At 39.7% G+C, this 13,873-nt stretch carries 9 protein-coding genes; all 9 read right to left on the bottom strand.

What is annotated here, in order from left to right; all coding sequences use genetic code 11:
- Nucleotides 1-47 precede the first annotated feature (47 nt).
- Nucleotides 48-3,176, bottom strand: coding sequence for a VirD4-like conjugal transfer protein, CD1115 family (locus QM409_RS00370; protein WP_414304981.1), 3,129 nt, complete (start codon nucleotides 3,174-3,176; stop codon nucleotides 48-50).
- Between the two features lie 4 nt (nucleotides 3,177-3,180).
- A complete protein-coding gene (locus QM409_RS00365) occupies nucleotides 3,181-3,426 on the bottom strand; it encodes a hypothetical protein (RefSeq protein WP_000113750.1) in 246 nt (81 codons plus the stop codon).
- A gap of 159 nt (nucleotides 3,427-3,585) precedes the next feature.
- Entirely contained in the window at nucleotides 3,586-4,023 is a 438-nt protein-coding gene (locus tag QM409_RS00360; RefSeq protein ID WP_001195793.1) for a single-stranded DNA-binding protein, read from the bottom strand.
- A 76-nt stretch (nucleotides 4,024-4,099) separates the two neighbouring features.
- Nucleotides 4,100-7,810: an SspB-related isopeptide-forming adhesin gene (locus QM409_RS00355; RefSeq protein ID WP_414304982.1), complete on the bottom strand. Its 3,711-nt coding sequence runs from the start codon at nucleotides 7,808-7,810 to the stop codon at nucleotides 4,100-4,102.
- A gap of 21 nt (nucleotides 7,811-7,831) precedes the next feature.
- Nucleotides 7,832-8,644, bottom strand: coding sequence for an LPXTG cell wall anchor domain-containing protein (locus QM409_RS00350; RefSeq protein WP_414304983.1), 813 nt, complete (start codon nucleotides 8,642-8,644; stop codon nucleotides 7,832-7,834).
- Nucleotides 8,645-8,660: 16 nt separating this feature from the next.
- On the bottom strand, nucleotides 8,661-9,716 hold the full coding sequence (locus tag QM409_RS00345; RefSeq protein ID WP_414304984.1) for a hypothetical protein: 1,056 nt from the start codon (nucleotides 9,714-9,716) through the stop codon (nucleotides 8,661-8,663).
- Between the two features lie 13 nt (nucleotides 9,717-9,729).
- A complete protein-coding gene (locus QM409_RS00340) occupies nucleotides 9,730-10,068 on the bottom strand; it encodes a conjugal transfer protein TrbC (RefSeq protein WP_414304985.1) in 339 nt (112 codons plus the stop codon).
- 91 nt (nucleotides 10,069-10,159) lie between these two features.
- Nucleotides 10,160-12,010, bottom strand: coding sequence for an AAA family ATPase (locus QM409_RS00335; protein ID WP_414304986.1), 1,851 nt, complete (start codon nucleotides 12,008-12,010; stop codon nucleotides 10,160-10,162).
- A 2-nt stretch (nucleotides 12,011-12,012) separates the two neighbouring features.
- The gene (locus tag QM409_RS00330) at nucleotides 12,013-13,758 is read right to left on the bottom strand and encodes a type IA DNA topoisomerase (protein WP_414304987.1); all 1,746 of its coding nucleotides are present in this window, start codon (nucleotides 13,756-13,758) and stop codon (nucleotides 12,013-12,015) included.
- Nucleotides 13,759-13,873 lie beyond the last annotated feature (115 nt).

The following is a 13,873-nucleotide window of genomic DNA, read 5'->3' as shown; positions in this document are numbered from 1 at the left end:
ACATCATTTTTTCTTGCAAGTGTTTATATAACTTATTGTACATCTTTTTAGATAACTTCATCCGCAAAGAAATCATCTCCGTCATCATAATAATCATAGTCACCGTGAATAACACTAGCTGCAGCTGCCTGGAATAATTCATCTGTAGATGTAAATGATTGGGATTGTACCTTTTGTCCTTTACTGTGACGACCTGATAGTTTAGGAGTTTCGCCATTGTTGCTGAGGAGAGGCATAGTCAAACGTTGCCTCCAGTCTATAATGTTATTAAAGGCTGTACCAGCATCAACTGCTATTTCCTGGAGCTCTAGCTCACGGTGTGCACTTTCGACTGGAATATCCGCAAGAGTCATCGATGTATCAAACTCCTCTTGTAAGAACATGTACTTGTAAGGGAAGCTGTTCTTATCATGTGCGAAGATTGGATCCGTTGTGACCTTACGTCCAACATTATCCCGTCCCTTGACTCCACGTAAGATAACCGCTTCTCCTTCCTGGAGTTTGGCCAATTGTGTTGGTGTCAACAACTCTTGTTTTGGATTCTCGACAGCTACATTTGGATTGGCTTCGTCCAAGATATTGCTGGAGCGTCTTCTGCGAGTAATGGTACGTGTACCCAACTCCCCACTAAATCTCTTATTGGTATCTGGAGACGTCGTTTTGACGTAAACTTTCAATGAACAGTTATCCAGAATCGTTTGCGCAACATTTTCACCATAGACATTAACCAATTGTTCCAAGTTTTGAACCCAAAGATAATAGAGAATGTTTTGCCCCAATCCGATAGAAATTTTCGTATCCATGTGAGGAATAGCTGGAATGTTTGTAAACTCATCCAAGATATGGAGAATGCGATTGATACATTTCCGCCCATTTGTTAAGGCAAGGTCATAGTTGGCATTGTACAACTGATCCAAGAACAAAGAGACAATCCCATTGTACTCTGTTCGGTTTGGTGGTGTTACCAGATAGACGACTCTTGGTTTATCGGAGTAAATCAACTCAATATCTGACTCTTGGAGAAGATTTTGAGTGTCTTCTTTGCTCTTCAGAACCCTTACATCGATATGATCTAAAATTGGCTTCTTGGTATACTCATCTAGTTCTAACCTATCTCCATCTTTTCGATAGACTTTTTCAGCTGAGAATTGGAAGACCCGATCCCGAACTGGAGACTTACCATTTTTCTTATGATTAAAATCAATCGTAACCGTAAACTGATCTGGAAGTTTAGGTTCGATGGCATAAGTCAGATAGCCTTCTCCATCAATAAGAGCTGTCGCTTGCTTCACATAATCGACTTGCTTTTCAACTTTACCCCATTTCTTCAAGCCTGTAATGGTTACCCTAGCAGTCTTATGCTTGAACTCATTTTTTAATTGACTGTTGGTGCTTGATCTCAACTTAACAGACAATCGACGTGGGAAGGCAAAAGACTCTAAATCAATCGAGTTTTTGGAAGTGAGCTTCGCCACGTTATCTTGCAAGAACAGGTTGATTCCTGTCATCATGCTAGAGTAGACATTTCCTTTGGTCTCATCACCACCAAAGTCTGAGGCACGAAATTCGATATCTGCCATTTGTCTGAATTTGGAGAATTTTTTTTGATTCACTTGTCTCAAATTATCAAAATAGACCGTGATTTTTGATTTCTTGGATACCTGTTGTTCTCTAGTTGGATTCTCAACGACTTCTCCCGTTCCATCCACAAAGACTTCTTCTGATCCCATTGTCGCCAAGAATTTCGCAACGTTTGGGATGGTAATGGTATCCCAGGCATCATCTTCACCATTTTGATAGGTTTCATTAGCTCGATCCATCAAAGCCATTGTCAGAGCGTTAAATAGGGATATAGAAGACTTTCGGAAGTATTCCGCATTTCCCTTCTCTCCGCCTTTTTGTTTGGGAAAAATGGATTCTGCGACTGCATTGACATAGGTTTGCGTTTTCTCATAGTAACCTTTCTTGGCGGCTGAAATAGCTAGAGCCAAAGGATTGTAGGACATAGACCAATCCATATTTTGGAAAGAAAGCACATCAACTTCATAGCCACGTTGCCTCATCGTTTTGTAAGAGGCTTGGTAGTGTTCCCCTTTCGGGTCTGCTAGAACCAGCGATGGCTGCAACTCCGCACGACTGTTGATATCAATCGTTGTCGTGATCTGACCTTCCCCCTTACCTGAACGAGTCATCCCAATCCCTAACAGATTCGTCGGCTTATCTTCAATGTAATAATATCCCGAAGGAAAAGATTGCATGCCCAAAATGCGCTCCGCATTGGTCACGTATCGACTGATTGTCTTATTTTGCCATAACATTTGCGTTCGGAGTGTTTGCCCTGCCAAATCATGATTCAGTTCATGAAATACAGGAGCCCCACCCTCACCTGGATAAGTTAAAGCTTTATTGGGGATCTTTTTGTATTGACGACGAATTTCATCAACCGTCACAAAACGGTCATCCCCCTCCTCATTATGGTTGTAGTCACGAAACTGCTCAAAGTTAATCCAAGCAGATTTCCAAGCAAGGACTAGACCCATCAGAAAGAGAGGAAAAGCTAAAATCGGGGCAATCCAAAAGACTTTTACATTCAATAAACTTTGAAACAAGAGGCTGTTTAAGTCAAAGTTTACGGCCTTACTAGCATCTTTAAACGACCAAATGCTAAAGTAGAGAAAGCGGATTGTAGCCCTCAAAACAGTAACCAGGTAATTGGTTAAGATAAAAGCAATAAAACTAAAACCTAATCCCATGTAAACGAAGCTGCGATAACTTTTAAAATAAAGAATGGGTTTCATTTCTTTATCAAACCGTTTTCGTTCTCGTTTGACAAAAGGGAGGGTATAGAATATCCTGAAGAAAACATTCCAAAGAATGAGAGAGACAAGCGCAAAGATTTTAGGTAAGAATGACTTCATCCCATTGAGCAGCCCTCTAACTGATTTGAACCATACTTGTTTCCAATCAATTCCTTTACGATTTTTCCAACCTCTTTTTATTGCTTGCCTTAGACTACTCTTTCCTGCTAATAACCTTTGATAGCTTCTTAAAAAATACGGCTGGAAGAGTTTGAATAGGTAATAACCTGCTACCCCTAGAAAAAGAAAGGTATTGAGCCAACTGGCTCGAATCAGTTGGATAAGGGTATAAAATACTACTTCAAATAATTCAAACAAACGACTACCCCCTTACACCTTCCAAGAACCATTCCATTTTTCGAGTATAGAAGCTCGAAAAGAGAAATATGTGAAACTGTAGCCTTGGAGAGGCTTTCTCATAACGGTTAAAGTAATTTTCTAACCATTTCTCCCCATCCAACTGAAGAACATTCAATCGACTAGATCGACTTTGTTCTAAGTAATTGGTCACCTGAAGAGATTCTGCAATCAATTCATCAGACAGATAATTGTATTTTTGTCTTGCCATTGTTGCACTCCTTTCTTATTATTTCTTAATTCCCCTCTATTCTAAGGGATAATATCAAATTCTTTGTTAAAGGGACAAAAGATATTGTTATATCATAAGTTATATAACTTTTTGTATAACAAAAAAGCACACAAGTGTTCTTGTATGCTTTCAATCCCTTTAGAATGGGGATTCTACATCCATTGGTTCAGGATAAGATGGAGGAATAGAACTTGGTATCGGCTGAGAAAAGCCCTGTTGTTCCTGCTTACGTCGGTTAGATGCTTCCCTATTTTCAAGGAAAGTAATTCCTCCTTGTTGATTTGGGGAAATAAACTGATACGTCCGACGTTGACCTTGTTCATCATTATAAGGTCGTTGGATAATTTCTCCTTTTAAGAGGATTGGAGAGCCTTTAGATAGGCTCTGAGCCATCAACTCCGCTTGTTTTCCATAGACTTGTACATGGAAGAAACTAGAGATTGGTTTATTTGTATCATCAGTCATACTCGAATCACAAACAAACTCAAATTTGAAACTGGTATGACCATTTTTGGTTCGATCTACTGCATCATTTGGAATGAATGCAACACGTCCAGAGGCGATAAATACTTGCATTTTTTCTCCTTTCAATAAAGACCACAAGAGAGTCTTTATTCAACTTGTGGTCATCATTTCATTTTAGTTCGTCAAATTAGTTTTCTTTCGACTTACGAAGCCCAGCTCCTGCAAGACTCATCAATCCCAAAAACATTCCCCAAGTTGGAAGCATGCTTGCTGATGTTCCTGTATTTGGAAGTGATGGCTGCGGTTGTGGCTTGCCTGGTTCTTTAGGCTCTGGTTTTGGAGGTTCTGGCGTTGTTGTTGTCACTTTCGCCGTCATCTCTTGTAAATTGACTGTATTGATAAAGGTATTTTCAACCTTCCCAGCCGAGATCCGTTCTACTTCGATGTAGAAGTCCGCATCGAAGCTACCCTTGACTCCTAAAGAGTTTAAGAAGTCCTGGTTGATAACGTAAGACCATTTGCCAGCTTTTTCGTCCCATTTAACGGTTACGATTTTCTTGAGGAAGTTAGGATCCGTATCTTGGTTCACTTCAAACAAGAAGGCATAAGTTGTACCTTTAGCGAGATGATCACCAGCTTTGACTACTTTACCATCCTTCAGAACAACGTCATAAGGAAGAACCAAGTCTTTCTCAGCTGTGTACTCTGTCCCTTTGAAAATCCCTGACCACTTACCTGTGAATCGATCATGAACCACATCCAACTGGTCACTACCATCATATTGGAAGAGGCTATCGTGTTTAGTAGGCACGGTTACACCGTCAAGTAGATAGCGGATGTATTGGCCAATCTGTACTTCTTGACCATCCAAAACTTTTTTATTATCCTTTTGATCCAGGGCATGTTTCTCTGGACTCACATCAGGAACTTGAATAGTCACCAAGTTAGAAATATAGCTATTTCCAAAGTCGATTTGTTTAAGATCGTTTTCGACTTTCTCCCCTGCTTTAACCAGGAGCTTAGCTGGGAGATCAATCGTCACGTTTTTATTTGGTTTCACGTAGTTTTGATAGAAACTCTTGGAATCTTTTGCTATCCAAAGATAAAACTCACCTTTAGGATTCAAGTTCAATTCCTTTAGAATCTTATTGATAGCATCTGTACGTCCTTTGTCTGAAAGCACGTGATACATGTCAAACATGTTTTTCACGTCTTTACCTGCAGCAGTCATCTTGATCTTGCTGTGGTCAACTGTGAAGGCTTTGTCTTGAACATCATCCAGGATTCCAAACTTCTTACCAAGTGCTTGCGCTGAAGCAAGAGTTTTGGTATATGGGCTGTAATCTGTCATCAAGCGGAAGGTCACGTTGCGATCAAATGTTGTCGCACCATTGATATCCTTACCAGCACGATCTAGAACCGCTTTAACTGGTTTTGGTGGTTTCGGTGTGTAGTTCGTAACAGTGTTTGAGTACACCTCGTAGTTATTCACTAACACTTTATAGGTGTTATCATAGAAACCTTTATCATAGATTGGTTTCCATGTAATCACTGGGGCATCTAAGCGTTTCCCTTCGTAAATTGCAGTAAAGGTATAAGTGTTCTTTCCTGCATCATAGGCAACGCCCCATCCCGCTTTCTCTGTAGCTGCTTTCGTCACAGCTACATCAGGAACTGCTCCAGTTTCGAGTGGATCAATGATGGTAATCTTGTCACCTTTTTTAAGGTTCGCATAGATATTGTCATGATTCAATGTGTAGAGCTGTGTAGCATTTTTAGCTACTGTTTGGCCGTTTGTATTGGTCTTGTCTGTATCTGCTACAGATTTGCTGACAACTGGCTTATATTGTAACTTGTAGCCGTGATAACTTGCTGATAATTTCTGATTTTTCGTCTCAGAAATAGTTTTAAGCGCTAAAGTTGGTTTTGCTGGATTTTTCGCATTGACCAGGTTAGCACTAATTGAATCAGGTTTGACAGGTTTCACAGTTGTTTTTGTGATAGTTGCTGTTGCTGGAACTTCAACAACTGGCGTTACAACTTTCGTATTCAAAGCGAACCAGTAGGTTTGACCATTTGGACTTTCTGGCCCATCCCATTGAATAAATTCGGTTGTGAAGGCTGTCCCTTCCTTAAAGACACCAAGTGCAGCGCCCTTGTATTGGTAAGGTGAGTCAGATGTATCCCAAAGATGCCCCACATCCTCCTGACGGTTATAGTCTTCCGCATAGACATATCCATAATCTTTGTTTTCTGTAACAGTTGAGCCGTTAATTTCAACATGAGTTCCGTTAATGGCTTTCGCACCTTCCCAACCAATACGATTGTGATTGAGTGAAGAATAGGTTAGGGTGGCAGGAGTTTTTTCACTTGCTTTGAACGCTACTTCTTTCCCATCAACATTATAGTAATAGGTATCCGTAACCAAGAAATTCATGTAGTCTGCTGCTCCACCAGCTCCATCATTACGAGCTACTACAAAGCCCTCAGTCGGGTCATTTAGAACATATACATCATTTAGGCCCGTTTTACCTTGGTTTACAATCTCGAATTTTCGATGGATACGAGAAATATCATGCTTTTTACCATCTGCAGTTGAAACAGTCAAACCTTTCAGATTGGTGTAGTCAACTTCTGTTTTCCATCCAGTGCCAACATCCTTGTATTTCAAGACTTTAGTCGAGTCAAGAACACGAGTATAGCCTGATGTTCCATTTGATGAGGCAATGTAATCTTTAGTAGTTACCTGCGCTCCTGGAGCAGATGACTCCACTGTTGCTTCAGGATTTGCGGTCGCAACGCTAAGGGCTTGCAAGACTACTTCTTTAGTGTAGCCTTCCGTGCTTGTTTTAGCTCGAAGCTCATCGTACTTCTTCTGCCATTCCGCTTGGGCCTGCTTAGCTTTGTCATAAGCTGCTTGGTTTTGTTTCCCAATTTGCTTCGCTTCATCAGCTGAAGAAACTTCCTGGGTTTTAGAACTTAAAAGTACACCAGAGTTTTTCAAATCTGTTGATTTACGATCAGCATCTTGATTGACTTCTTTACTAGCATTTTGGCTTTCTGAGTAGGCATTAAGAAGAGCCTTGTTGAGCACAACTTTTCTTTTTGCGGTCGCAATAGCTTGTTCATTTTGCTTTTGTAGCGCTTCTACTTCTGCGACTGAAGAAACTGTACGTGTCACTTCATTAACCGTTACGCCCTGTTTCTTCAAGTCTGTAGCAGCAGCTTCTACAGCCTGATTCAAAATCGTAGCTTGTTTGACAGTAGCTTCGTACTTCCCTTTTTCTTCTAGGTAGGTTGAGACAGCTTGCTGATTCTGTGACAAGACCTGTTTAGCTGTTTGAGTAGCTTTCTTGTTTTGGTCTGCTGAACCGTCTGTGGCAGTCGAACCGTCATTCGTCACTGTGACAGTTGTTGCCCCTTCATGCTTGGCTTTTTCATCAGCTACAAATTGATTGTTAGCGTGAATAGCTTCCTGTGCTTCCTTGAAAGCTTCGTTGTTTTGAACTTGTTTTGTAGTTGTGGCTTCAAGTTCCTGAACTTGTTTATCCTGATCTTGTTTAATCTCAGACTTAGACTGTTCAAGTTTTGGAGCAGTGGTATCTGTCCCCTTATCAACGCTTGGTGTTTCAGATACAACTACTCCAGCTTTTTTAGCCTTGTCAGCAGCCTTTGTGACTGCTCCATTATCAATCGCTACAGACTGGCTTCCTGTTGTTTTACCAGCTTGTGTAGCGTATGCGTTGTTGTCGTTTTTGCTTTCAGGCTGGACTGCTTCATCCGCAAATGCCGAACCTGCAGAGAAGACTACAAAACCTGCGATTGCAATACCTGATGCTAAACCTTTAGCCCATTTTTTCTTACGGAAATATCCGTGTCCTTTTGTTTTTTCTGTCATATTTCTTTCTCCTTCACTTAATTAAAATAATTTCTTTTTGTAGAAGTAGCCAACCGCTGTCAACAACATGCCACCGATTGCAGCTAGGAAACTTTGTTCTGTTCCTGTGTTTGGCAAAGTCACCATTTTACCATCTGCAGTTGAAACACTGATAGTCTTGTCTTCATTCGTAACACCTCCAAGCGCTTCAGGAGCAACTACAGAACCATCTTCAAGGACAAGATTCCCGTTTTGAGTGCTGACAATGGAATCACCTGTACTGGTTTGAACAGGTGCTTTTGTCACATCATGAACCACCTGACCTGTTGAGCTTGAAGTAGTTCCAATTTGTGACTTCCCTTGCTGGTTCGCTTGATCAGTAGTTTTTGGCTTTTCATCCGGAACACCATCTAAGCTACCTGCGTTATCTTTATCTTGCGCCTTATCTGAAGGCGCTGGTTTATCAGCTGGCACTCCGTCAAGACTTCCTGCGTTGTCTTTGTCTTGTGGTTTATCTGATGGTGTTGGAACACCATCGAGACTACCTGCATTATCCTTGTCTTGCGCCTTATCTGAAGGTGCTGGTTTATCAGCTGGCACTCCATCAAGACTTCCTGCGTTATCCTTGTCTGAGGGAGCTGCTGGATCAACTGGAGTAACTGAAGGCTCTGTTGGCTGAGTTGCTGGAGCCTCTGTTCCTGTTGAAGCGCTAGGTGCTGTTGGCGTAACTACTTCTGTTGTTGGAGCAGAAGAATCAATTGGTGCAAGTTCGTCTGCCGATGCAAAGCCACCAGCTTGTGTAAGGGCGAGTGTTGAAAGGGCGAGTGTGGCTAATACTTGTTTTTTCTTGTTCATTTTTATTTTTCCTTTTCTAATTTTTAAGATAATTTGATTCTTTTGGTTCTGTTTCTACAACAAATCCATATTTTGAAGAATCAGAAGCTTTTACATCAAAAGTTAATCTAACGCTAGATGATTTATCCCCTTTTTTGACGGACAGAATATAGGAAACCGTATATTTTTGAGTTTCTGAATCATAATTCAATTTCTCTAAAATAACGGACTGTAAAATTCCTTCTTTTGGTTTGGTAAATTTTGCATCTCCTTCAGAAAGAAAATCTGCTAGGTTTTCTTTTTTGCCCGAGTAATAAGAAGGTAAGAAATAACGGCTAAATACATCAACTTCATTTTTCGTTGAAATGATAAGTTGAGTATTTTTTTGTTCCTGATATAAGAAATTTACTTTTTCTGACTGGTTTGACAGTTGAGTGAAAGCAAAAAATACGCAAATGATATTTATTACTGACAACACTCCCAAAATACCTAAGAATAGATAAAATTTCTTCAGAGAAACTGACTGCTTTTGAGATACGGGAGGCACAACATCTGTTTGATCCCTTGCATTTGGGACAGGTGGCAGGCGATTGGGTTGCGAAACAGCCATCGTCTCACCTTCAGCTGGGAAAAGAGGAAGAGAAGAATCGGACAATCCCATACTTTGTTTATATACAGGATAAATCTGGTTCTCAAAGTACTCCCTTTTTTCTTGATAGCTGTAATTCGCAAATTCAGAGCGAGTAAGTATCGCTTGAATGAGGGGAAGCAAGAGGTTTTCATAGTCTTCTGTGATGAGGAAGGGACTAGCGTAAACCTCTCCCTCTGTCACCACGCTTTTCCCTTCCAGATGGGCGATTGCTACTTTTTTCAGCTGAAACTGACCATACGCTTGTTTCAACTCTCTAAATAACAACTCGGCCTGTTGAAATGTTAGGTAGGGCAAACTTTTTGAAATCGGCTGAGAAAAACCTTCAATGATAGCAAGTAACTCACTATCATCCTCTGGTCCTCTTCCATCTTCCCAGGAAATTTCTAAAAATAGATCATCTGTAATCGTACAGCGACCTTTATTAAAGAGTGAAAAAGCCATAAATTACCACCCCTTAACTTTTCACGAAATCAAAAATCCATTCAATGATACTTGGTCCCGCTGAAACACCAATAATTGCAATCGCAATTGATATCCAATTTTTTTTCATTGAGGCTTTTAACTCCCGTCCACCAAACGCATAAATGAGCGAAGTGACAACGGCAGCTAGCCCAAATAGTGCAACACTGACTAGCTGAACTTTTGTAATTCCTTGTTTCGCCAAGTTATCCGACTTAGCAAATGGATCGTCCGCATAGACTGTAGATCCTGTTAGGAACAGGGAAAGGCTCAATAAAAACATCTGTGATTTTGTTTTTACTTGCTGAAATTGTCTTGTCAAATAATTTTTCATAGAAATCCTCCTTTGTTTTTTTGACAACGTTAGTATAATAGATAATTGAAAAAAATTTTTTAAAGGGACAATCATTTTTTTAAGGTGAATTTTAAGAAAATAATGCTTCACCAAATGACGTCTTTTCAGCTTCAACATCGAATAATATTTTTCTTTTGTCTTCACGGTGATACTCATCTGGTGCATCACCTTCTACCCAAAGATGAAAATGATACTCTTGATTGTGATCAGATAATTTCAGAAACTCTTTAGAAATTAAAGGGAGAACTTTATGTTTAATCACTCTTTCCAGTGGCCGTGCCCCATCCTTTATATTGGTTCCTACATCCAATAAATAAGTAACCAAACTTTCTTCATAAGAGAGAGTCAACGTTTTATTCTTCATTCTTTCTTGAATTTCTGATAGCTGTTTGACAATAATTTTCTTATTCACTTCCTCGTCTAACATGTTGAAAATCAATTTATATTCAATTCGATTGAGAAATTCTGGTCGGAATTTAGTTTCCAACTCCAACGTCATGCTCTTTTCAAACTGAACTTTATCCCTATCTGTTAATTTTTTAAAATTCCCTTTCAATTCATACTGCCTGATAATTTTTTCAGCACCAATATTCGTAGTAATAATAATGATTGTATTCTTAAAGCTCACTTGCCTTCCAGTTGAATCAGTCAAGCGCCCTGCATCAAGCACTTGCAAAAATAAATCTACAACTTCGGAATGTGCTTTCTCCACCTCATCTATCAGAATAACGCTATAAGGTTTTTGTTTAACTTTCTCAGTCAATTGTCCTTTCGTTCTAGTTTGACGATCCCCAATCAGTTTTGTAATATCTCCTTTTTGCTTATACTCAGACATATCAAAACGAATGATTGCCTCCTCATCATCAAACATCCCCTCTGCCAATGCCAGGGCAAGCTCGGTTTTCCCAACCCCAGAAGTTCCTAGAAACATAAAAGAGGATAGAGGCTTTCTTTGATCCTGTAAACCAGCTTGTGAAACAGTTATAGCATCCACAACAGCCTCTACAGCCTCATCTTGGCCTTTAACACGTCGTGACAGCTTTTCTTTTAAACCATCAAGTCTTTCCTTGTTACCTTTCAAAATCGTCGTGACAGGAATACCTGTTTTATTTTTCAGCACCTCTGCAATTTCTTGTTTCCCGACATGGGCTAATCCATTTGTAGAACAAATTGTCGCTGCTTCATCTATTAAGTCAAAGGCTTTATCAGGTAAAAATTGATCAGGTATGTAGCGGACGGATAGAAGTACAGCTTGTTTTACAGCATCAGAACTAATAGATACCTGGTGAAAGTTTTCATAAATGGTTTTTGCTTGTTCAAGAATTTCAATCGCTTGAATAGTTGTTGGTTCATCAACCATAATCGGCTGCATCCTTCGCTCAAGCGCTCGGTCCGTTTCAATATATTCATGAAATTCATCCAATGTAGTTGCGCCAATCAATTGCATCTCGCCACGTGACAAAACTGGTTTAATAATATTTCCAGCATCCAAAGCGCCCTTATCTGAACCACCAGCACCAACAATCGTATGAATTTCATCAATAAAGAGAAGATTCTCTCCTTTGGTTTCTACCATCTCCTCAATAATTTTTTTAAACTTAACAATAAATCCTCCATCCTCATCTGACATTAAACTAGATAGTTCCAGAGAGCGCACGGTCAAGTTTTTTAATTTGGGAGATACCTGGTTTCTTAAAATGGCTAAAGCAAATCCTTCAACAATAGCTGTTTTTCCAACTCCAGCTTCTCCTACCAAAATGGGATTATTCTTAGTTCGTCTGAGAAGAGTGGTCTGAACAGCTTCTACTTCTTTATCACGTCCGTATACCTGATAATCTTCTGCTTTTTTTGAAACTTTTTCTGTCAAATTATCTGTATAACGATCTAAATAGGGTGTTTTTTTCTTTTCTTCAGTAGTCACACTTAATCACCTCTTTCTTTTACTTCCTTGATTTGAAGGGTGAGCTTATCTTTTATCGCATCCACAAATTCTCGTGGATTGATTGTCCCTTCTCCAATCTGAGATAGAAACATTTCCCAGCCTCCTGTTGTCTCTGGATCAGAGAATTCATTGTCATAGAGATAATTAATCAGTAGATAGGCCTTGTTGGTAGGAGTTAGTTGACCTGTTTTTTTATCTTTAACAACATAACCCTTACTTTGAATTTTTTTAATGATTTCTCCTCTAGTGGCTTGTGTTCCCAAGCCATATTTAGGAAATACTTGGCCAATCAATTGGCTTTCAGTTAGTCTTTTAGGTGGTTTTGTTTCACCCCCTACAATTTGAACCTGCGTATCAATTTTATCTCCCACTTGATAATCAGGAACTTCAACAGAACCTCGTACCTTTCGAGAACTCCATTCAGCCCATCCTAACTTATGAAGCGTTCTACCTTTTGTTTTAAAAACAAGACCATTATTTTCTACATCGATTGTTTTTATTGAATAATGACAATCATCCGCAAACATCAAGATCGCCTGCTTCACAACTGCTTCATAAATCAGTCGTTGGTCAGTTTTTAAATTTGCAAGGTTTGGAATTTTTTCAGTCGGAATCAAGGCTGAGTGGCTCGTACCAGACACTTTTTCATCATTGACGTAATCTTCTCTAGGCTCCAAAAACGCTGGCTGAAAATGACAATTAATAGCTTTTTGATAGGCAGATAGATTTTCTTTTAAATCATCAAATTCAAAATGACTGATGTATTCTGAGTCTGGTCGTGGATAGGAGAGAAAACCTTCCAAGTACAGTCCCTCAACAATGCTCTCAGTTTTATCTGAGTCAAATTTCCAGGCGCTTGCTGCAAAACTTTGTAATGCAGACAAGGTAAATAGTTGTGGAGCGGATTTCTGATGTTTTTCTACCTCAACTGAAGAAACAACGGAGGTGGTTGATAATCCCCTTGAAGAGACTAAAATAGCTTCACTATCTTTAGTTTTATCTTTGGTCGTAAAGAACACCCCATTTTTCTTATCCTCCAGCTGAAGCTTCCAATATTTTTCTGGAGTAAAGTTGCGGATCTCTAAATCATTCTCACAAACTAGTCTGACCGCTGGTGTTTGAACTCGGCCAACCGATAGATGGCTACCTTTTGCTCGAGGGAGTTGTCCTCTTGCTTGAAGATCAATCGTTGCAAGAGGTGATAGGTTCATACCTACCAACCAATCACTTTGTGCACGTCCTTCAGCTTCTAAATAGTAATTATAGGTTTCTGAAGGTTCCTTCAATTCCTGAAAAGCTTTTTGAAGAGCTTTCTTGGTCAAGGAGCTTGCCCAAAGCCGTTTCCAAATTTTCTCCTTGCCTCCTGGTATGTGCGATAAAATGGAGTACGCAATCCGCTCGCCTTCTCTATCAGCATCCGTCCCAATAATCACTTGATCCGCTGCTACCACTTCATCATAGATTCTCTTAAATTTTTCTCTAGAACCCTTGTCCTCTTTCAGATGTTGCTTAAATGAAACATTTGTAAGAGGTAATTTATCAAGTGACCAGTTGTCTGGTTCGCTGTATTCAAATAGGTGCCCTTCAGCAGCCACCACATGTACTTCAGCTGGAAAATAGAGTGACTGCCTAATGGCATAGACACCTTTCTTTTTACTAAATTCTCCCAAAGCTGTAGCATAAGCTTCTGCCTGTTTCTCTTTTTCAGCCAGAATAACTATAACCATATCATTCTCCTTCTACTTCATTTTCTGTCATTGTAAGCTATAATTAAAAAATATTTTGTAAAGGGACATTGACACAGAATAGAACGAGTTGGTATCAAAAAACAGCACATAAAGT

Origin of the sequence: Streptococcus mitis (assembly GCF_047465045.1) — a bacterium.
GTDB lineage: Bacteria > Bacillota > Bacilli > Lactobacillales > Streptococcaceae > Streptococcus > Streptococcus mitis_DT.
Note: the sequence above shows the minus strand (reverse complement) of the source record. Positions and strands in the feature narration are given on the sequence as shown.